The 21,719-nt window shown below is 57.9% G+C and carries 18 protein-coding genes and 1 pseudogene; 12 read left to right on the top strand and 7 right to left on the bottom strand.

The genetic code is table 11. The features are described 5' to 3' along the window. Positions 1-5: 5 nt before the first annotated feature. Together M017_RS0122700 and M017_RS0122695 are read left to right on the top strand one after the other, a co-directional pair. Positions 6-569, top strand: a complete 564-nt coding sequence (locus M017_RS0122700) for a DUF6931 family protein (RefSeq protein WP_031500526.1) — start codon at positions 6-8, stop codon at positions 567-569. A gap of 9 nt (positions 570-578) precedes the next feature. Further along, on the top strand, positions 579-878 hold the full coding sequence (locus M017_RS0122695) for a PAAR domain-containing protein (protein WP_031500524.1): 300 nt from the start codon (positions 579-581) through the stop codon (positions 876-878). Here M017_RS0122695 and M017_RS0122690 read toward each other — a convergent pair. Further along, complete coding sequence (locus tag M017_RS0122690; RefSeq protein WP_031500523.1) at positions 875-1,717, bottom strand: hydroxypyruvate isomerase family protein; 843 nt, start codon at positions 1,715-1,717, stop codon at positions 875-877. The two genes, M017_RS0122695 and M017_RS0122690, sit on opposite strands and share 4 nt — an antisense overlap. Before the next feature lie 22 nt (positions 1,718-1,739). On the opposite strand from M017_RS0122690, the gene M017_RS0122685 reads away from it, so the two are divergent. The 5 genes from M017_RS0122685 to M017_RS0122665 are packed head-to-tail and all read left to right on the top strand — an operon-like array spanning position 1,740 to position 4,407. Then, entirely contained in the window at positions 1,740-2,003 is a 264-nt protein-coding gene (locus M017_RS0122685; protein ID WP_031500521.1) for a hypothetical protein, read from the top strand. Between the two features lie 51 nt (positions 2,004-2,054). Next, positions 2,055-2,576 carry an RNA polymerase sigma factor gene (locus M017_RS0122680; RefSeq protein ID WP_035958782.1) on the top strand — a complete coding sequence of 174 codons (522 nt, stop codon included), beginning with the start codon at positions 2,055-2,057 and terminating at the stop codon, positions 2,574-2,576. Then, on the top strand, positions 2,564-2,932 hold the full coding sequence (locus M017_RS0122675) for a hypothetical protein (RefSeq protein ID WP_031500517.1): 369 nt from the start codon (positions 2,564-2,566) through the stop codon (positions 2,930-2,932). Before M017_RS0122680 ends, M017_RS0122675 begins: the two co-directional genes overlap by 13 nt. Beyond that, on the top strand, positions 2,929-3,708 hold the full coding sequence (locus M017_RS0122670; RefSeq protein ID WP_031500515.1) for a hypothetical protein: 780 nt from the start codon (positions 2,929-2,931) through the stop codon (positions 3,706-3,708). The genes M017_RS0122675 and M017_RS0122670 overlap by 4 nt, the downstream gene beginning before the upstream one ends. Positions 3,709-3,747: 39 nt before the next feature. Next, positions 3,748-4,407: a hypothetical protein gene (locus M017_RS0122665; protein ID WP_031500513.1), complete on the top strand. Its 660-nt coding sequence runs from the start codon at positions 3,748-3,750 to the stop codon at positions 4,405-4,407. 6 nt (positions 4,408-4,413) lie between these two features. Here the strand turns inward: M017_RS0122665 and M017_RS28200 are convergent, their stop codons facing one another. From M017_RS28200 to zwf, 5 genes are all read right to left on the bottom strand, one after another. After that, a complete protein-coding gene (locus M017_RS28200; RefSeq protein ID WP_155121574.1) occupies positions 4,414-5,448 on the bottom strand; it encodes a hypothetical protein in 1,035 nt (344 codons plus the stop codon). 106 nt (positions 5,449-5,554) lie between these two features. After that, entirely contained in the window at positions 5,555-7,333 is a 1,779-nt protein-coding gene (locus M017_RS0122655) for a glycosyl transferase family protein (protein WP_155121573.1), read from the bottom strand. Between the two features lie 36 nt (positions 7,334-7,369). Then, positions 7,370-8,104: a 6-phosphogluconolactonase gene (pgl, locus tag M017_RS0122650; protein ID WP_031500508.1), complete on the bottom strand. Its 735-nt coding sequence runs from the start codon at positions 8,102-8,104 to the stop codon at positions 7,370-7,372. 3 nt (positions 8,105-8,107) lie between these two features. After that, positions 8,108-9,085, bottom strand: coding sequence for a glucose-6-phosphate dehydrogenase assembly protein OpcA (locus M017_RS0122645; protein ID WP_162180016.1), 978 nt, complete (start codon positions 9,083-9,085; stop codon positions 8,108-8,110). Beyond that, a complete protein-coding gene (gene zwf, locus M017_RS0122640) occupies positions 9,082-10,620 on the bottom strand; it encodes a glucose-6-phosphate dehydrogenase (protein ID WP_031500505.1) in 1,539 nt (512 codons plus the stop codon). Before zwf ends, M017_RS0122645 begins: the two co-directional genes overlap by 4 nt. Positions 10,621-10,686: 66 nt before the next feature. On the opposite strand from zwf, the gene acnA reads away from it, so the two are divergent. From acnA to M017_RS28195, 5 genes are all read left to right on the top strand, one after another. Next, entirely contained in the window at positions 10,687-13,365 is a 2,679-nt protein-coding gene (gene acnA, locus M017_RS0122635) for an aconitate hydratase AcnA (protein ID WP_031500503.1), read from the top strand. Between the two features lie 32 nt (positions 13,366-13,397). Continuing rightward, positions 13,398-15,626, top strand: coding sequence for a DUF1592 domain-containing protein (locus M017_RS0122630; protein ID WP_238326015.1), 2,229 nt, complete (start codon positions 13,398-13,400; stop codon positions 15,624-15,626). Positions 15,627-15,646: 20 nt separating this feature from the next. Further along, positions 15,647-16,966, top strand: coding sequence for a DUF1552 domain-containing protein (locus tag M017_RS0122625; RefSeq protein ID WP_031500499.1), 1,320 nt, complete (start codon positions 15,647-15,649; stop codon positions 16,964-16,966). Positions 16,967-16,984: 18 nt separating this feature from the next. Further along, positions 16,985-18,646 (top strand): outer membrane protein assembly factor BamB family protein, encoded by a 1,662-nt coding sequence (locus tag M017_RS0122620; RefSeq protein ID WP_051670752.1) that lies wholly within the window; start codon positions 16,985-16,987, stop codon positions 18,644-18,646. A gap of 125 nt (positions 18,647-18,771) precedes the next feature. Further along, positions 18,772-20,844, top strand: coding sequence for a hybrid sensor histidine kinase/response regulator (locus M017_RS28195; protein ID WP_162180015.1), 2,073 nt, complete (start codon positions 18,772-18,774; stop codon positions 20,842-20,844). A 208-nt stretch (positions 20,845-21,052) separates the two neighbouring features. On the opposite strand, the pseudogene M017_RS30340 reads toward M017_RS28195, so the two are convergent. Continuing rightward, positions 21,053-21,709, bottom strand: a pseudogene (locus M017_RS30340) (glycosyl hydrolase family 28 protein); the annotation flags it as partial. Positions 21,710-21,719 lie beyond the last annotated feature (10 nt).

The raw sequence follows: 21,719 nt of genomic DNA, 5'->3' as shown, positions 1-21,719 counted from the left end.
ATGAGATGATCGCCAAGACCACCTCTGACATCGTGAAGTACGCCATGCTGAAGCCGCCAGCAACGCACTATCTGCCGCACGCCCAAGACGCACGGCATTACGCGGAGTTGCTGGTGCAGAACAATCTCTGGATGCCAGCCTTGAACTATATGAGCCACGCCATTCCGCCTCGTGAGGGGGTCTGGTGGGCTTGGTTCTGCGCTCGCAAGGCGGTGCTCCCAACGGCAACTCCGGAAGAAATCCAGGCCTTGCAAGTAGCCGAAACCTGGATTGCCAAGCCAACCGACGAGAATCGATTTGCAGCCCGCGATTACGCAGCCTTGATTCCATCGGGTTCCCCGCCCCAGTGCGTATTGGAAGCGATTGCGTTCCTGGGAGAGTTGGAGGACCCGGTGACCGGAAATAAATCCCCGGCGATTCCCTATATGTCTTCTAAGTTCATTGCGGCGGCGGTCGTCGGAGCCGCGTATTCCCCCGATCCCGAGAAACCGGATGTGACGGCAAAAGAATATCTGGCACAGTCTTTTGAAGTCGCCAACCGCATCAATTTGTGGTCTCAATACAGCTAGGAGAATCTGATGGGCTTCCCTGCATCCCGACTGACTGATAATCACATTTGTCCCATGGTGACGCCGGGCACGCCGCCCATTCCACACGTGGGAGGCCCGATTGTCTCCCCGGGGGTTCCAACTGTCCTCACCGTCGGCTTGCCACAATCACATGTCGGCGATATGTGCGTCTGTGTGGGGCCGCCGGATTCGGTGGTGGTTGGTTCGCCGACGGTCCTCATTGGAGGCACGCCCGCCACCCGGATCACCAGCAACACTGCGCATGGTGGCCAAGTGATATTGGGCGCGCCGACGGTCTTGATCGCCTAGACTTCGCAGATCTTCAGCATCGCGTCGAGAGTCTTCACGGGATCCGAGCCCTGGCGAGGGCTGTATTCGTGACTCACCCAACCCTGGTATCCCGTGTCGGCAATCGCGCGCGCGATTCCGCGATAGTTCATCTCCTGCGTCTCCGAGTCAAACTCGAAACGCCCCGGATTCCCGGCCGTGTGGAAGTGTCCAATATAGGCAATATTCTGCTGGATGGTGCGGATGATATCACCCTCCATGATTTGCATGTGATAGATGTCAAACAATAGTTTGAAGCGCGGGGAGCCGACCCGCTTGCACACCTCAACCCCATAAGCCGTGCTGTCGCAGGCATAGTCGGGGTGATTCACTTTGCTATTGAGCAGTTCGAGACAAAGCGTGATCCCTGCGTCTTCCGCACGCTTGATGATTCGCTTGCCAAACTTTGCATTGTTCTCAAGACAACGCTCACTGCTCTGCCCCCACTTGTTGCCCGCCAGCAGAATGACATTCGGAGCCTTCACTTCGGCCGCATTCCGAATCACTTCGATCGCCTGCTTTTCGAGCTCATCGTGGCGCGATAGGTCGCTGGAATTGTGCATGAGGGTGCCGATTCCTGGCACCATCGTCGGAATCAGACCATACTTCTTCAGCGTAGGCCAATCTTTCGGGCCAAGCAGATCGTGACCAGTCACGCCAAGCTCAGCAGCAACCTTGCAACGGGCGTCCAGATCGAAGCCACGTCCGAGGACACCGCCACAAATTCCTTGTTTGAGCCGTCCGGAACGAGGTTTCACTTGAGCCTGGAGGAAGAAGGGGGTAGCGAGGGCAGCGCTCCCGAGGAGATCACGTCTGGTCATTCGCCCTTTATACTATCAGCGAATGGGCTTCGCTCTCTGGCATCAAAAACCACTTCTGCTCTGCGCCGGAACGCACGAATATCGTCCGATGGGAACCGGCATCATTGGCGATCAGGGACTCTTCCAAGCCCGCGATTTCTCACCGCAACGCAAGGCTCCCCGGCGCGGCCTCGATGGCTTTGTCGGCTACTTCGCGAGCTTGAATGAGGTGAATGCTTTCCTGCGCCGCAAACAGCATTCCGGCAAGAATCGCAGGAATTCGCACAGAATTCTGGCGCTGCTCTAAATTTCCTGTCAACACTTGCGGGCATACGCGCGTTCTCCCTTCAGAAGCGCGATGTTTGAGATCAGTGCCCCTATCGAAGTAGCCCTTGCCGCCAACGCTACCCCCTCTTTTGAGGATTGGATGCAGCGATACCAGGCATTGGTCTTCCGCACAGCCTGGCGCATGCTTGGTTCGCCGGCCGACGCCGAGGATGTCAGCCAGGAAGTCTTTCTGCGCTTGCATCAGAGTCTACGCAGTCTTCCGGCCGAGCAGCCTCTTTCCGCCTGGCTCTACCGGGTGACGGTGAATCTCTGCCTCGATCAGATTCGGCGGCGAAAACCGCTGGGGGGAGAGTTGGAACTGCTTGTCTCGCTGAGTCCGTCGCCTGAGGAGCAACACACCCAGCAGCAACGCGAATCGCGCCTGGCCAGACTGATCGCCAGGCTCCCGGAGCGGGAGCGGGCTTGTCTGATTCTGCGCGACCTGGAGGGCCTCAACAGCCGTGAGGTGGCCGTCATCCTCGAGTGCAGCGAAGAGAATGTACGCAGTGCGATCCATCGCGCTAAGGAGAAATTGAAGCTATGGATGAGCTAGAACTACTGCTCGGAAGGCTGGCTCGCGAAGCACCACCGCAGAAACATCTCGACCGCTTGCGGCAGCGCGTCCACGCCAGCATCCGGCGGCGGCGCATCACGCGCTGGACTCTCGCCGCCGCCTTAGTGCTGGGCGCCTGGCAGTTGACCAGCATCCGTGAGACGGAGATTCTCCTCCCGGCCCCGGGCGAGGCTCTGATTGCAGTTCCAGACCTCATCCTCGCGCCGCCTGTTGTTGCAGCACCCATTTCGCGTCGTGCCCCCCGTCCGAAGCACGTAGCGACACCATTCGACCAGGACACGATCCAACTCGCGTCCACAGACAAGAACGTCATCATCTATTGGAGTTTGGAATGAAACGCATTGCCCTCTTTCTCTTTCCCATGTTGCTGCTTGGACAACAGAATGCTCCGGCACCCCCGCCTGCGGCCGCAGCCGAGCCGCAAGTGTCGACCCAGGCGAGCTATCACACCGTCATTGAATACGAGCCTGATAGCACAAACCAGATCCACTCCTTTGGCCCGCTGATCCGGCCAGTCGTGATGCAGGTCGAGCCTTTACTGAAACTGATCTCGCTGACCGGACCGAGTAAGAAAGACGTCGACGCGGCGGAGCAATTGATTCGCCGTTACTATAAGCCTGGTACGCAGGCAATCGTGCAGCGAGACCGCAATGTCGAGTTGACGCTGCAGGTTCTGCTTGCGACAACGGGAAATGAATCGAGCAGCGTGCCGTCTAGCCTGGACCCGGTGGTCAATCAATTGAAGCAACTGACGGCGCTGAAGAGTTTCCGAGTGATCGAAACCCAGATCGCCACCGTCCGCTCCGGCAATTCAGTGGAAGTCATGGGGGTACTCTCCTGGCCGGAAGTTCCCGTGAGTGCCTTCCCGCTCTACCAGTTCCAAAGCAAGCTGAGCGTTGAGGGGAAGGTAGTGCATCTGGACAAGCTCAGATTTTCGGGCCGGGTTCCTTATCAGAATCCGATAGAGAAGGATAAGTACGATTATCGTGAAGTCAACATCCTCACCGCTCTCGATGTCAAACCCGGCCAGCAGGTGGTGGTCGGAAAGGTCAATGCGACGGTGAAGGACACTTCGCTCATCCTGGTGGTTTCCGTAAAGCTGCTCGACTAGTTTCATGGACCAAAGCTGAGTGGCGAGACGCTTTCCTGGATGTGGTCCCAAATTGAATCGCAACTTGCCGACGCCCTGAGCACGAAGTACTTCTCAAGGCTGCACTATGACTCTGCCTATGTTGATCTGCTTCGGGAGGCGGGCATCACTTCCTCGCCTTCTCTGAACTTCACCACCTTAAATGGCTCGCAGAAAAGCGACCTCAAGAATGTTGCCACCATGCGATCCAAGCTCTTTGCAGGCGATATCCGCTCCAGAATGGCAGTCCAAGAATCTACCCTTGCATTCAAGCTGCTCAATGGCGTGAGTCTGTATCGCGCGGCCAACAGCCAGGGCCCGGGAAGTCCAGGCGGCATCTGGTGGTTCACAGAAGACATCTGGCAGAAATGCCAGCGCGAGGCTGGCATTCAGAATGCAAATCGAATTCACTGGCTACACAAAAATCTTGCGGTCTGCTACGACTGGAGCCGTTGCGACCGCATTGTCAAAGTAGAAATTTTAGGAAGCGCAGAAATTCCAGCTGTAGAAGGAATTGGGCTGCCGAAGACTCGCTTCGACAGCCCACGTATGTTTGGAACACCTTTACCGGGGATCCATCACAATGCAACCATGCATGGAAGTTTGCCTGGAGGCATCATGCAGACGATCCTACCGTTCATTCCACGGCTGGAGATCCGCTCTGTGATGAGCTTGCGCTAACTCAGGTTAGCGACGCCCGCCGTGGCCACCGCCACGGAAACCACCACCACGGAACCCTCCGCCACCAAAGCCACCGCCGCGGAAACCGCCACGGCCGCCATAGTAGCTAAAGCCCAGTCCCGGGCCATAACCGTATCCATACCACGGACCCCAGTAGCTACCGAAGCCCAGGCCGTAGTAGTAGGGGGATACCACATAACCGGGAGCAACCGTCGTATAACCATCCGATTGCATCATCATGCGAGGACGATCCTGCGGTTGATCATAATCTCCCTGTTGCACCACACGGAAGGCCTGTGGCGCACGTTCCGTCGAAATCTGGATCGGCATCTCGGTCCGGAAGGTGAGCACGCTCTCCGGATAGATGACGGTCGGGTTTCCACGGGTCAGAAGGACACCAATCAACCCGGCGGCTGCACCAGCGCCAGCACCGATACCGGCTCCAGCACCACCACCTGCGATTCCACCGATCGCTGCGCCAACACCAGTCGGGACGCCAACTGTCGTCACATCACGACCGATCGAGCGGCCACCGACGAAACCGGTGAGCGTCGAGCGGACCGGCACCTGGGTTCCATCCACCAGGCTCAGTTGTGTCAACTCGATCGCAAGTTTCGATTGTCCTTTGATCCTGCCAGCCTTCTCCGCATCCGTCACACGGCCGACCACGGTCTGGCCACGGTCTGCAACAACAACGCCATCAACGATAATCGGCTTCACCAAGGTGGCCGTAAATTCATCGCCGGGACGATTCTGATTCGAAGAAAGTTGCTGGTTGGTACGAATAGTGAAGTAAGTGCCAGGCTGTAGGGTTAAATGGCCCGGAATTGCCTGCGGCATCTGTTGGACTGCGGGCCCTGGAGCCGGTGCAGCATTTGTCTGACCATCGCTGAACTCACTCATGCGGCGCCAGCCGGCCGGATCCTGGGTAGGAGCCGACGAGGGCGGTGACTGCTGCCCTGCGGCTATGGAGGTAGCGAGAGCGGTAGCAGCCACAAACGTATAGACCTTTGGTCTGAAGAGGAATTGTTTGTGTGTCATGCCCTAAGTAGAGCAAGTAGAATGCCAATTCTAAGTGATTGATAAATCGAGCTAAAGCAGACTAAGGACTGGTGCAATACCACCACCGCGGCTGTTTTCCCGCAGCCTAGGCAGCCAGCCGCTCGAGCGGCGCATCGACATAAAGGCGAAGCTTCTCCAAATTTTCAGGAGTCACTAAAACAAAGAATGGATCACGTTTTGTGAACTTTCGCACAGTCTCGACGAGACCATCCGTTGGAATCTCCGAGGTCGCAATCACCAGGCTCTCCGCACCTCGCCGGACCGGTTGCAGGCTCGCCTGCAACATGAGGCTCCGTGGAAGGCTTCGGGCCGCCTCAATGTCGATCTCCTCCACTGCAATCCGGGCGCTGGGAAAAGACGACAGGACACTCAGGGCGTGATAGAGCTGATCCCAGTCCAGAAGCTTCTCTGCCACCAGATACTCGCCTAAGCGAACCCCGGCAGGCTTCCGTCCAGCCACCGCATCCAATTCCGTGCGCGGAATCATCTTGAGATCCATGAGAACTTCATGAAAGCGCCGGGAATAGGGATTCAGCATTTGCCGATTCGGATAGGCGTGCTCGGTCTTGAGCCAAAGCAGCGGCTCCTTTCGCCAACGCGCCCGCGCAAAACAACCCAGTGCCGAAAGGGTAGCCAAGGTGTTGACCAGATTCGACCACGGAATCCGCACCGGCACCAGCAGCGCATAACAGACTCCATATACACGAGCCGTAAAATATATCCGCGATGCGATCCGAATCGATTGCAAGAGCAAGCCCGCCACTATTGCCAGCCGGAGATCGCCACTCAGTTGCGGCAGAAGTCCCGCGACGCTGGCCGTCAATAGCCCATTCGAGAGCAGGCTGAGCGGATTCCCGATGAGCCCCTTGCGATCCCGCCACAGCCAGTAATTCTCGCGCCAGTCCTTGCTCCAACCCACCTTCTGCCAGGTTTGCAGCGCAATCCCGGTGACCCAGCGAGTCCGTTGCCGCACGGCAGCCCGAAACTTGCGCGGAAAAAACTCCCGCGTGGCCACCGGATGCCCCTTGACCCAGGCGACAGATAGATAAATCTGCTTCAAGCCAAGCCGGTGCATACGCAGACCGTTCAGGTAATCCTCAGTCAGGCTATCGGGTTCAAACAATCGGTTGGATTCGGCCTCTGCCAGAGAAGCCAGCGCATGGCGCCGATAGCCGGTCCCCACACCGCAAGAAGGTGCAAAGCCCCCCATCCGATTGCGGGTGGGCAGATCCTTTTGCTGTGTTTCGGCAAACTCATCGCAATAGATGCCATGGGTCAACTCCCACCAGGGGGTCGGCAAGGCCAGAACCGGAATCTGTACGAAGTCATAATCACGGCAATAGTGGTTCAGCCAACGGAACTCTTCCGGATGGATCAGATCTTCGCTGTCGTGAATCACGACAATGTCAAACTCCTCGCCAATCCGGTCCTCCACGACCAACATGTTCTGGTAGATCCAGTTCAGATTGTCGGCCTTCGAGGTGGGGCCATTGTGTGGAGCCAGGCTGACATGCAAGTTCGAAAATTGCTTCTCGAGTTCCCGCAATACCTCAAGAGTCGCAGTGTCGTTCGGATAGGTGCCTGCAAAGATGTGATAGCGCGAGTATCGAATCGACGCCGTGTTATGCGCGATCATGCGCGCAATCACCGCGTCCTCGCGCCAGGCGGGAATCCAAAGTGCAATCAACGACTCGGGATGCTCAGCCGGATCGTCAGCCGGAGGTATGGCCGTCGACGACGGATTTGAGCTGGAAGACCGGCGCGGCCGCGCGATCCTACCGACCAGATAACAGAAATCCAGCCACAGATCGTCGATGCCACTGCCAATCATCCAGCACGCCAGCGCAAGATAGATCGCTTCCACCAATGTTCAACTAGTGGAACAAGGCCGGAAAAGCTCTCAGGATTTTTTGGTGAGCAGGCGGGCCGACGCTTCGTCGACAAACCATTCCGTCGGGAAGGGCGGCTTCGCCGCAATCTGGCAGGGATGCTTCATTGGGTCGGACTTGCCTTCGAGCACATCGCGCAAGGCCTCTGCCTTGTCGGCGCCTGGAGCCAGAATCACTGTATGCCGTGCCTTCTTCAGCACGCCCGGCAACAGCGTCACACGATTCGAATTGAACTTCTCGACGTAAGTATTCGATGCGATTTCGTAGTCATCTTCGATCAACGGATCGCCAGGGAAAAGGCTCGCCGTGTGCGAGTCTGGCCCCATGCCGCGATGAATGAGATCGAAAACGGGAAGTTCGCCTTCCTTGAGATGGAACTCGACGCGAATCTCAGAGATGTAATGCGCCGCAGCTTCTTCTGGATACCGTTCACCGGCAATGCGAGCCAGATGCTCAATCGGGATACCGGCCGGCAGAATCAGATACTCCATCGCCATCTTGTAGTTTGAGTCGGGATGATCGGGCGGAACCACCCGCTCATCCACCCAGTACAGGAAAATTTTCTCCCAGTTCATCTGCAGCTTTGCCAGTTCGGCAAACATCAGTTTCGGGGAAGACCCGCCAGACAAAGCGCATCGCGCTTCCCCTCTGGCAGCCACTGCCTCAGTCAAAATTTCAGCAATTCGGAGAGCGCAGGCCTTAGCCGCATCTTCCGCATTCAAAAGCACATTTAAGTAAGACAACATGGATTACGATAAGCTCGCTAACTCAACAGCCTTGGCAAAAATAGGATCGCGGCCAAGGATCGCCAACTCTTCTGCAACCAGACGGGTTTCGTCCAGCACCTCAAATACACTCCGGGTTCGGAAATCGCGGATGTGCGATTCCACTAACCCCTTGTCCATCCGATCGATCGTCACTTCGTCTTTCGGTGTCACAAAACGAATCTCACTGATCTGCCACGGGACATCGCGCGCAGTCAGTACTTTTTCCACCGGCACCCGGTCGCCAAAGATGGAGCGAAACCACGCACTCAGATAGCCAACAGCCATCGGCGTTGGGGTGTGCGTGTACTGAATCTCGGTCCGGCTCAGGCAGTCGAAAAAGGTTTTACAATCCAAACGGTCAAACACGGTCGCCACCGTTTCGCGCCAACGCGTCAATCTCGTCCAGGTCAGATCGCCATAGAGCTTGCCCGCCTTCAACTGGCTGTTGACGAATTGAACGGTCTTCAAAGGATCGGGATGAGACCGGGAATCCAAAATTACTTTATCTGATACAGCAGCTAATTCGGCGAAACTACTGTGCGCAAACAACTTCGTACTGCGACACCAGAACACCACAGGAAGGTCCGGCGCCACCAAACCACGCAGCAAGGACAGGGTGTCTTCAAAGTGCTTGGCGCCCGCACTCAGTTCGATCTGTTCACAACAAATCTGCTGCCGCCGTCCGAAAGGCATCCAACACTGCGCAAACGCGCGCCCGGTTAACTCCGCGTTGTCATCCTTCATCAGCTTCAGCACGATGGCACGGCTGGGACGGTCGTGCATCAAAGTGGCCAGCGCTTCGTTGGCCGCGTCGTCACCTTCGTCCACTCCGAGGAGAAAGGTCATCGTGACCGCGCGAAGAACACCTGCCGAACGCTCCGATCCTTCCGTCTCCTCTTTACCGAGTTGAGTCCAGAGCCCACTCAGATCCTTGAGCAGCCCTTCAGGTCGAACGATCATGGAATCCTCCATGTATGCCCACGGCGCGCCAGCATCTCATCGGAAGCTTTTGGCCCCCAGGTGCCAGCGTCGTAGTTCGGGAATTTATACTTTGTATTATTCCAACAATTGAGAATTGGCTCTACGGCACGCCAACTCGCTTCCACCATGTCCTGGCGCGTGTACAGCGTACTGTCGCCACCCAGTGCATCGAGCAGCAAGGTTTCGTAGGCGGAAGGCGTACGGGTGCCAAAGCTCGAGCCATAGTTGAAATCCATCGAGACCGGCCGTAACTTCATCCCACCGCCTGCTGGGTCCTTCGATTGGAAGCGCAACGAGATGCCTTCATCCGGTTGGATTCGCAGAATCAGAAGATTCGGCGCGGGAGAAATCTCTCCGCTATTGAACAGCGATAAGGGGGCAGGATGGAAACGAATCGCGATATCCGTCACGCGCTTGGGCAGACGCTTGCCCGTACGCACATAAAAGGGCACACCTGCCCAACGCCAGTTGTCGATAAAGAAAGTGACAGCAGCGTAGGTATCCGTTTGCGCCTCAGGATTGACGCCATGCTCCTGGCGGAAGCCCGGCACATCTTCATTGCCAATCCGGGCGGGGCCGTATTGGCCCTTCACCGCATTCGCTTCCACTTCATCCGGCTTCAGAATCTTAATTGACCGCAGCAGCTTGGCACGCTCATCGCGCACTGTATCGGACTCAAACTGGCTGGGCGCCTCCATCGTCACTGTCGCCAGCACCTGCAACAGATGATTCTGAATCATGTCGCGCAGCGCACCCGCTTCCTGGTAATAAGCGCCACGGCCTTCGACACCAATGCTCTCCGCGCCGGTCACCTGCACATGGCTGATGTATTGCCGGTTCCAGAGCGGCTCAAAAATCGTATTGCCAAAGCGGAAGGCCAACACATTCTGCACAGTCTCTTTACCGAGGTAATGGTCAATCCGGTAAATGTCGCGCTCGCTGAACACTGTACTGATGCGACGATTCAACTCTTGCGCACTCTCCAGATCGTGGCCAAAAGGCTTCTCGATCACCACCCGGCGCCAACCACCGCCCTCGTGCTTGGAGAGACCGGATGCCCCGAGATGCTCGACAACACTCGCGTAGAAACTCGGCTGGGTGGACAGGTAGAACAACACGTTGCCACCTGTTCCACGATCCTTCTCAATCTGATCGAGTTGCTGCTTCATCGCCAAGTAGCAGGCAGGATCGGAAATGTCACCCGCGATATAGAAGATGCCACGGGCAAAGTCTTCCCAGAGCGCCGCATCGAAGGGAGAATTCTCGATGAATTTTTCTACACTGACGCGCATCTTTTCCCGGAATTGTTCGTGCGTCATCGCAGTGCGGGAATTCCCGACGATCGAGAAGCCGCTTGGTAATTTGCGCTCGTATGCAAGCCGATACAGTGCCGGCAGCAACTTCCTCATCGTGAGGTCGCCATTGGCGCCGAAAATCAGCACGGAGCAAGGAGGGATTCGCTTTTCAAAGCGAAGCGGATCATGAAAAGGGTTGGAAGAGGCGGCGTCCGTCATAGCCAGTCTGAGGATAGCAACAGAATGCCTGCAATAACCTGCGCGATACACTGGAGTTGGCAACTTATGAGCAATCGGAATTCTTTCGGCGCCGCGTCCTCGCTAACGGTCGGCGGCCGTGACTACGAGATTTATCGCCTCTCCGCGCTATCGCGCGTTGGCTTCGACATGAAGCGCATCCCCGTCTCGATCCGCATTCTGATTGAGAACCTTCTTCGCTTTGAGGATGACCTTACGGTCAAAAAAAGCGACATCGAATACGTTTCGCAGTGGAACCTCTCTGCGCCAGCACAGGAGATCAATTACCGCCCTGCGCGCGTGCTGCTCCAGGACTTCACTGGCGTGCCTTGCGTCGTCGATCTCGCTGCGATGCGCGATGCGCTCCAGAAGATGGGCGCGGATCCGAAACTGGCCAATCCGCTCATCCCCGTCGACCTCGTCATTGACCACTCCGTACAAGTCGACAATTACGGCACCAAGGACTCTTTCGACCTCAATGTCCTTCTTGAATTCCAGCGCAACAGTGAGCGCTATGCCCTGCTCCGCTGGGCTCAAACCGCCTTCCGCAACTTCCGTGCGGTTCCGCCCGGCACCGGCATCGTTCACCAGGTGAACCTCGAATACCTTGCGCCTGTGGTTTTCGTCAATGATGACAAAGACGTGGTGCAGGCTTATCCTGACACTCTCGTCGGCACGGACTCGCACACCACCATGATCAACGGCCTGGGTGTTGTCGGCTGGGGCGTGGGCGGCATTGAAGCCGAGGCCTGTATGCTCGGCCAGCCGATGTCGATGCTGTTGCCCGAAGTGGTGGGCTTCAAGCTCCACGGCAAACTCGCTGCCGGAGCAACTGCCACCGACCTCGTATTGATGGTCACCCAGCTTCTGCGCAAGAAGGGCGTTGTCGGCAAGTTTGTTGAATTCTATGGCCCGGGCATGCCTGCTCTGAGTCTGGCAGACCGCGCCACCATCGCGAACATGGCCCCGGAATACGGCGCCACCATCGGCTTCTTCCCGATCGACAACAAGAGCCTGGACTACATGCGGCTCTCCAACCGTCCCAAGCACCTCATCGAACTCGCCGAGGCTTATTACAAGGAACAGGGTCTTTTCCTCGAAGAGAACACGCCGGAGCCGGAGTTCAACGCAACGCTCGAACTCGATCTGGCCAGCGTCGAGCCCTCGCTCGCCGGGCCGAAGCGTCCGCAGGACCGCATCGCGCTGTCTGGCGTCAAGGCCAGCTTCCTCAGCACAACGCCCGAGCCCAAGGTTGCATCGGTCAACATGCAGGGTGAGAAGGTTGACATGCCGGAAGGCGCTGTCGTCATCGCGGCCATCACAAGCTGCACCAACACCTCGAACCCGAGCGTCATGATCGGCGCCGGATTGCTGGCCAAGAAGGCCATCGAGAAGGGCCTCATGTCGAAGCCCTGGGTGAAGAGTTCTCTGGCCCCCGGATCCAAGGTGGTGACTGAGTATCTGAATGCCAGCGGTCTGCAGCCCTATCTCGATGCCCTGCGCTTCAATCTGGTGGGCTACGGCTGCACCACTTGCATCGGCAATAGCGGTCCGCTGCCGGATTCGGTCAGCCATGCCGTCACCGACCACAACATGGTGGTGGCCGCCGTGCTCAGCGGCAATCGTAACTTCGAAGGCCGTGTGAATGCGCAGGTTCGCGCCAACTACCTCGCCTCGCCGCCGCTGGTCGTTGCTTATGCACTAGCTGGCCGCGTCGATATCGACCTCACCACCGAGCCGCTGGGTAAAGGCAAGGATGGCGAAGACGTCTATCTGAAGGACATCTGGCCGAGCCAGGAGGAAGTCAACGAAGCAGTCGGACAGTTCGTCACCGCCGATCAATTCGCTCGCGAATATGCCAGCGTCTTTGAAGGCAACGAACAGTGGAAGAGTATGAAGACTCCCACTGGCGATCTCTTTGCCTGGGATCCGAAGTCGACCTATATCAAGCATCCGCCCTACTTCGAGGACATGCGTGACCCCAATGCGCCGCTCGAGGATTTGAACGGCATGTACGCGCTGGCCGTTCTTGGTGATTCGATCACCACCGACCACATCTCACCGGCCGGTTCCTTCAAGAAGGACGTGCCCGCCGGCAAGTACCTCATGAGCCTGGGCGTCGCTCCTGTCGATTTCAACGGCTACGGCGCACGCCGCGGCAACGACGAAGTGATGACCCGCGGTACCTTTGCCAATGTCCGCCTCAAGAACGAAATGCTCGATGGCGTTGAAGGCGGCTTTACCAAGCACCTGCCCTCTGGCGAGCAGTTGAGCATCTACGATGCCGCGATGAAGTACAAAGCGGAACACAAGTCGCTCATCATCATTGCGGGCAAAGAATACGGTTCCGGATCGTCACGCGACTGGGCCGCCAAGGGCACCAATCTGCTTGGAGTCAAGGCAGTGATTGCCGAAAGCTTCGAACGCATCCATCGCTCCAACCTGGTAGGAATGGGCGTTCTGCCTTGCGAATTCCTGCCCGGCGAAGATCGCAAGACACTGGGCCTTACCGGCACAGAGACCTTCGCGATTGAAGGCGTCTCCGCAGCAGTCGGCGGGTTGAAGAAGGCGAAGGTGATCGCAACTGCTCCGGACGGCGTCAGCAAGAGCTTCACGGTGAAGGTTCGCATCGACACCCCAGTTGAGGCGATCTATTTCCGCAACGGCGGCATCCTGCCCTACGTTCTTCGCAATTTGGCCAAGACAGCAGTCCCGGCTAGTGTTTAGATAGTGGGATGCGCAGCATTGTACTTTTCTTAATGAGCGTCTCCCTGATGCAGGGAGACGACTTCTCAACCAAGATTAAGCCTGTGCTGCAACAGAATTGTCTGGCTTGCCACAATCCTGCGAATAGCCGTTCCCGCATCGATTTCCTGAAGGCGGAAACGGCTTCCGATCTTGAGAAGAAGCGCCTCCTCTGGCGCGACGTCGCCATTCAGCTTCGCAACCGCACCATGCCACCCGGCGTAGCGGCGGCGAAGCTGAGTGAAGAGGACCGGCTCCGCGTCGGAACCTGGATCGAAGACCGGCTCCGCGAGACCGCCTGCAGCACCGGCGAGTTTGCAGGCAACGTCCCACCCCGGCGCTTGAACCGGCGCGAATACCACAACACCATTCGGGATCTCTTCGGGATCGACATCAATGTCGGCGATCTCTTCCCTGCCGATGAATCGGGCGGCGCAGGCTTCGATACCAACGGCGAAACACTCTACATTCCCCCCATGATGCTCGAACGCTACATGGAGGCGGCGCAAAAGATCCTCGATCGCGTCGTCTACACTCCCTACTTCAGCAAGCTCATGCCGGGACACAAGCTCAAGATCAATGAGGAGATGAGCTTTGAGACGGAAGTTTTTGTCCCTGGTCAGTACAACCTGAAGGTATCGATCGATCGTCCCAAAGATCGTCCAGTCGATGTAGCTGTCATGGTTGATGGCATTCTCGGCTCTCAGTTGCATTACCCGCGCGACTCCGACGGCGGCGCCACGACACGGATCCACATCGCCAATCTCGACCGCGGCACTCATCGCTTTACCATCGTGAACCAGGACCATCCGGTCAATTTCTACAGCCTCACGGTCGAGCAAAAGCCGGAACCGCCCAGCGCCGAGAAACTCGCGCTGCACCATCGCCTCTTCGGCATCGAAGCAGGTGAGGCTCCGATCGACCCCCATGGCTTCGCCAGACGGCTGCTGGCTGGCTTCCTCGCCAAGGCCTACCGAGGCCCGGTCGAGAAGAGCGAAGTCGATCGCTTCTATGCCATCTTCAACCGCGCCGCCGAACGCGGCGGCCCTTATGAGGAGTCCCTCAAGCTGGCACTCAAAGGCGTGTTAGTTTCTCCGCGTTTTCTGTTCCGGGCAGAAGAGCGGGCCAACGCGAAAGGCATGCATCCGGTCAGCCAATACGACATGGCCTCCCGCCTGTCTTACTTCCTTTGGTCCACCATGCCGGATGAAGAACTCCTCCATCTTGCGGCCCAGAACAAGCTACAGGACCCGGCGGTCCTGGCGGAACAGGTTGATCGCATGATTGACCATCCCCGTTCCCGCGCCTTTGCCAACGCCTTTGTTGGCCAATGGCTCGGCACCAATGAAGTCGGCGGCCGCGTCGTGCCGCTGCTCACGGAACTCCAGCAGTACTACACGCCCGAGGTTGCAGCACAACTGCGGGAGGAGCCCGTGATGTTCTTCCAGCACATCCTCAACGGAGGCCGCAGCCTGCTCGAGATTCTGAACGGAAACTACACGTTCATGACAGCTCGCTTGGCGAAGTTCTACCAGGTGGAGGACAAGGTCAAGACGCCGCTCACAGACTCCTTCCAGCGCGTCGAGTGGCCTGACGAACGCCGTGCCGGAGTCCTCGGAATGGCAAGCGTTCTGGCCATGACCTCTCACTACAAAATGGGCAGCCCGGTGCTGCGTGGAGCTTGGGTTCTGGATTCCCTGCTCGGGACGCCTGTCCCACCGCCGCCGCCGAATATCCCAACCTTAGAAGAAGCGGCCAAGTCGGAGAAGGGCCTTTCGATGCGCCAGATCCTGGCCAACCATCGCGCGAACGCCGCCTGTTCGAGTTGCCACAATCTGATGGACCCGATCGGCTATAGCCTGGAAAATTTCGATTGGATGGGACGTTGGCGCGATACCGAAACCAATGGCAAAGCGCTCGACGTCACCGGTTCCCTGCCCTCGGGCGAAAAGTTCAATGGCCCGGTGGAACTGCGCCAGGTTCTAGTCCAGCGCAAAGAAGAATTCCTCCGTCACGTCACGAACAAAATGCTCGGCTTTGCCCTGGGCCGTTCGCTGCAGGACGGCGACCAATGTACGGTGCAGCGCCTGGTCGATCACCTCGAAAAACAGAACTACAACGCTCGCGTTCTCGTGCGCGAAATCGTTCTGAGCACTCCGTTCCGCAACTACGACGACGTCCTCGTCCCTACAGTGACAGCAGCGCCCAAACGCGAAAAGCCCAAGCTGCTCGGAACAAAGTAAGTTTGTTAATATAAGGCCAAATGGCGAAACCAATCTCACGTCGGATGGTGTTGCGCGGTGTTGGCGCAGCGATGTCTCTCCCCTGGTTGGAATCCTTCGCCAAAGCACAAGAGAACCTCACAGAGCCACCGCTGCGCACGGCATTTGTCTTCATGCCGAACGGCGTACGTCCTGACCATTGGACCCCTCCTGGCGACAGCGAGAACTTCGAGCTCACACCGCACCTCCAGCCGCTCGCAGGCCTCAAGAGCGACATCCTGCTGATCGAAAACCTCTGGCACAAGAACACGGTGGGCCGCAACGGACATTGGCCCAAAGTTCCTGCCTGGTTGTCTGGCGGTTTTGTGGAACGCACCGTCGGCAGCGATCTCGATGCCGGTGGCACGACGATCGATCAGTTGGCTGCACGTCATATCGGATCGACGACGCCATTACCCAGCTTCGAGCTCGGCATCGACGCCCCGCGCACAGGCATTGATACTGCCGGCGGCGGCTTTCCGCGCGCCCTGGGCTCCTTCCTCTCCTGGGCAGACCCGCACACGCCGGTGCCGAAAGAGATCGTGCCTCAGGTCGCCTTTGACCGTCTGTTCCGCAATCGGGTGAGCGCCGCGGTTGCCAGCGACGAAACCAGCGTGCTCGATGCTGTCCTTGATCAGGCCAAGAGCCTGCGCCGCCGTGGCAGCACCAGCGATCAAGCGCGTCTCGATGAATACTTTGAATCGGTGCGATCCCTCGAGCGCCGGATCGAAGCCTCCCAACGTCCTCAGAAGCGCTGGATCAACAAGGGCAAACTTCCTGTCGATCGTCCCCCGGCAGGCATTCCAGCGACACACGCCGAACACCTCCGCATGATGCTCGATATCCTCGTGCTTGCCTTCTGGACCGACAGCACGCGCATCGCCAGCATGATGATGGGCGATGCCCAAAGCGCGCAGGACTATGGCTTCCTCCCCGGAGTCAAAGGCAACTGGCATTCCATCTCGCACCATAGAGAGATCGAAGAAAACAAGCTGCAGTACCAGAAGATCATCAACTGGAACATGGAGCAGTTTGCCTACTTCCTCAACCGCCTGAAGAATCTCGACGAAGGGGGCAAGTCGCTGCTGGACAATTCGATGATCCTCTTTGGCGGTTCGCTCAAGGATGGCAACTCCCATCAGGAAGAAGATCTTCCCATTCTGCTTGCCGGCAGCGGCAAGGGTTGGCTGAAAACCGGACGCCGCATCCGCGCCGCAAAGAAGACGCCGCTGTGCAATCTGCATCTGGCGATGCTGCACCGGATGGGAATCGATCAGCCCTCGTTCGGTGACAGTACGGGGCCGCTGCAAGGCCTCGCCTAAGTCCGCTTTAATGGAGTGATGCGACTCCTGCTTTTCCTCGCACTCACTCTTTCTGCCGCAGACCTCAAGCTGACCCCAGCCTGGACCTACGACACCAAAGATTCGCTTGAGAAACCGAAGCGAGGCAAGCCGCCGGCGCTCGAAGTCACGCCCGTATACGACGCGGGCCGCCTGTACATTTCCACGCCACGAGGCACGGTTGCAGCACTCCAAGCGGTGACGGGCCGCGAGATCTGGCGCGTCGATCTGAGGGTCAACCCCGAGGGCAACTACGGCGACTTCGCCAACCGGGGTGTCAGCCTGCGCGGCACGCGTCTCTACCTGGGTACCGTCGATGGCCGGCTCGTTTGTCTTGAGAAGTCCAACGGAGCACACTGCAACGGCTTTGCTGAGATCGACCTGACCCAAGGACTGCGCCGTGCGCCCCGTTATGTGGGCGAGTACGGCGTCACCAGCGCGCCGGCGATCTTCAAAGACCTTGTCATCACCGGCAGCGCGATTGCCGACAACAGCCGTCTCGATATGGCGACTGGCGAAGTGCGCGCCTATGATGCGATGACAGGCAAGCTCCGCTGGACCTTCCATCCTCTTCCCGCAGATTCCAAGTCTGGCGCAGCGAATACCTGGAGCCGCATTACGGTGGACGAGGCCAGCGGCCTGGTCTTCCTCCCCACCGGCAGCGCCAGTCCTGATTACTACGGCGGGATGCGCCCGGGCGACAATCGCCACGCCAACAGCATCGTAGCTCTGGAGGGCGCGACAGGAAAGGTCGTCTGGGCCTTCCAGACCGTACACCATGACATCTGGGATTACGATGTCGCCAGTCCGCCGGAGCTGTATGAGTACAAGGGGCGCAAAGCAATCGCCGTGGGTTCAAAGACCGGGCATCTCTTCCTGCTCGATCGACTCACCGGCAAGCCCATCTTCGGCGTCGAGGAGCGGGCAGTGCCCACCAGCGATGATGCTTACAAAACACAACCTTTTCCGCTCAAACCTCCCGCACTCGTGCGGCAGCAGATCAGCGAAGCCGACATCCATCCTGCCTGCCTCGACACCTTCCGCACACTACGCAATGAAGGCATCTTTACTCCGCCCAGCGTCCAGGGGAGTCTCATTGTCCCTGGCAATATCGGCGGCATGCACTGGGGCGGCGTGGCGTGGGCCCGCAAAGACAAGATGCTCGTGATTCCAGTCAACGACCTGCCCGCGATCATCCGGCTGATCCCGAAAGAGAATTTCCAAGCCGAGCGCAAGGCCCATCCGAGTCGCGAAACCACCGAGCAGAAAGGTACGGACTTTGCGATGTCCCGCGAGTTCTTCATGACGCCGGACGGACGACCTTGCCTGTTGCCTCCTTGGGGATCGCTGGTTGGAGTCAACGTCGAGACAGGCGACATCGCATGGAAGGTGAAACTGGGCGATTTGCCCAATCTCGGCGGGCTCACCGTCAGCAAGGCCGGACACGTCTTTGTCGGCGCAGAACTGGGGCCCTATCTCCGTGCCTTCAACGCGAAAACAGGCGCACAGCTCGGAGAGTGGAAACTCCCCACCAGCGCGCGCGCCAAGCCAATGACCTTTGTCGAAGCGGGCAAAGAGTATGTCGTCATCGCAGCGGGCGGCCATGATACGCCCCTGAGCAAGCTCGATACGAAAATCGTTGCCTTTGAGATCCACCCCTGAAGCCCCGGCTCTTCTGAAGTAGAAGATCAACCGATAGAACATCTGTGACGCCTTACTCTTCCCCTAAAGTTGGCCTCATCGCTCGACTCCTGCAGAATCGCCGGTTCACACTCCTGAGTCTGTTGGTGGCATGCGCTTTCAGCAGTTGGGGCGCTCTCCACTGGTGGCAGCTCTCAGAAATCCGCTCGCGGGTGTATCGCATTGGAGCCGATCACGCGCCCCCGTTCTACCATCTGAAGGCGGATGGGACGGTCGAGGGAATCGCCGTGGAAGTGATGGACGAAGCGGCACGGCAGATGAAGATTCGCCTGCAATGGGTGCCTACCAACCAGCCGGACGAGGCACTCGAATCGCGCCAGGTCGACCTATGGCCGGCCCTGGCCTTTGTGGAGCCACGTGAGGGGAAGTTCCACTTCACCACGCCTTGGATCGTCAACAACTTTGTCATCGTGAGCTTAAAGCAAGCGGAGAAGCCAACGGTTCGAGACTTTGAAGGCAGAACTCTTGGCATCCGGGGTGGAGTCTTTACGCGAGAAGTGATGGCAAAACTCTTCTCGACCACAACAATCCGGGACTATCCATTCCGCGATGAGATACTAACCGGAGTCTGCCGGGGAGAAGTGGACGGAGGCCTTTTTGAAACCCGCTTCTTAGATTCTGCTCTCACCGATCGTCCGCCCGGCTGTGATGGGAAGAAGTTCAGCGTGCTGGTGCTTCCTGATATCAAGAGCGAACTGAGCATTGTCTCGCTGCCGGAGAATGCCAAGGTTGCCGACCTGCTGCGTACTGGCGTCGAACGGGTCGCCGCAGAAGGAGGCATCGGCCGTGCACTGGGACACTGGAGCGCCTTTACAAGCATCGACGCCAACGCACTCTATGCGCTCGAAGATGTTCGGCGGCGCCGGGATCTCTACGGGATTGGGTTTCTGCTCATCCTCTTGGCTGCAGGAATTCTCAGTTGGCAATTCTATCGACTGCGGCAGGCCGAGCAAGTCGCACGCACTGCGCAATCCTTCGCAGAGAACGCAAGCCAGGCCAAAAGTGACTTTCTCGCAAACGTGAGCCACGAGATTCGCACTCCGCTCAATGGCGTCATCGGGATGACGCGGCTGCTGATGGAGGGAGAGCTCAATGAAGAGAAACGGCAGGATCTGATCGCCGCCCACTACTCCGCTGAAAGTCTCCTCGCCGTACTGAATGATGTTCTGGACTTCTCAAAAATCGAAGCCGGCCAGTTGCACATTGTCTCTGAGAGTTTTAATTTATACGACCTGCTACAGCGGACTGTTCATATGTTTCGTAGCGAAGCCGAAGCCAAAGGCTTGCAGCTCCGCCTTCACTATCCCCATGAACTCCGGCATTTCTTCTCTGCCGACTCCGCCCGTGTGCGCCAGATCGTGATGAACTACATTGGCAACGCGACGAAGTTCACCGAGAAAGGTGAGATCCGCGTGCAGGTGGTACCCACATCCACAGGGCCAGACGAGACTTGGGTCCGAATCGAAGTCCACGACACAGGAATTGGAATTGCCACCGAAGCCCAGCCGCTCCTGTTTGAGAAATTCGTACAGGCAGATCCATCGACCACTCGAAAGTATGGTGGTACCGGCCTTGGGCTGGCGATCTCACACAAGTTGGCACAGTTGCTGGGAGGGCAAGTGGGCGTCAACAGCCAACTTGGGGTTGGCTCCTGCTTCTGGTTTGAAGCGCCCTACCGTTGGGCTGCAGAGGCAGCACCGCTTCCACCCCGACACAACCGGTATCGCAGGTTCCTAGGCAGTGTGCTTGTGGCCGAAGACAATGTGATCAACCAGCGGCTGATTGCAAAAGCACTCGAGCACCGCGGCCTGGACGTGCGAATCGCAATCGACGGAGTGGAGGCAATCGAGGCCACGCAACAGAGAGACTTCGATCTGATCTTCATGGATTGCCAAATGCCCCGGATGGATGGTTACGAAGCGACCAAAGTGATTCGAACGCAGGAGTTACCGGCGCGGCACATCCCCATCGTCGCCATCACCGCTAACGCATTTCGCGAGGACGAACTCCGCTGTTTGGCCGTTGGGATGGATGAGTATCTGAGCAAGCCCATCGATTTGGTTCGATTGGATCACATCCTGGCCACTTACCTGAAACCCTGTCCATTAGAATCGCCGGATAAGCCGGCGCCACGAGATAGCGAAGGTTTCCCAGCTTAAGTCCCTGTACGTTACGAAGAAACAAGACACTCGCCGGAATCGGCCCAAACTGGATCGGCTCCGGGTAAGCCGAGCGAGTCTCAGAAACCACTTGCTTCGGATTGGCGGGGCTCATCACCACGGCTTCGAGATCGAGGTCACTCAGTTCGAGCGAGCGGATCGGATTCTCTTCAAGGCCTGCGATCACGCTGGCGTGGCGTGTCCCTCTCGCTTTGATATTGCGAATCCGGATCTGGTCCATATCACCTGCCAAGGGAGATTGAGGAGCTTGCTTCCGTTCCCCCACACGGAGGAAGATCGGCGTCCCTACTTGATCCATCGTCACGTCCTCGATCTGCACATCGCGAATGTTCCCTCCATCGACGGTCATGATCGCGATGCCGGGATTGCCATGCCGGTTGCCCATGCCACCGGTCATGCTGAGCTTCCGGACCCGAACCTTGGTGATGTCGCCATAAGTCTCCGTGCCAATCTTGAAGAACATGCTCGCCGTCTTGAGCCGGCAGTTTTCGATCCCGATGTTTGAGGTACTCAGCTTCCGCTGCAGCGAAGCACTCGACTTCAAACTGATCGCGTCGTCGAACGATTCAATATCGCAATCATGAATCTTCGCATTGCGCACACCGTCGAGATCGATGCCATCGGCATGCGCGCGAGTCACCGTAACAGAACCAATGTCGACACGCTCGCTGTCGATCAAGCTGATGGCATAGTTCGGAGCCTGGTCGATCGTAAAGCCATTCAGCCGGATGTTGCGGGAACGCCGGATGGAGATCGGTTTCGGCCCTCCTCGCTCAGACCGATTGCACTCAATCCGGCCCGGCCCTTCGATTGTGATATTGTCGACGTCGGTCGCAAACAGCATCGCGTGTTCA

Origin of the sequence: Bryobacter aggregatus MPL3 (assembly GCF_000702445.1) — a bacterium.
Classification (GTDB): Bacteria; Acidobacteriota; Terriglobia; order Bryobacterales; family Bryobacteraceae; genus Bryobacter; species Bryobacter aggregatus.
The sequence above is the reverse complement of the archived record's forward strand: the minus strand, read 5'-3'. Positions and strand labels throughout refer to the sequence as shown.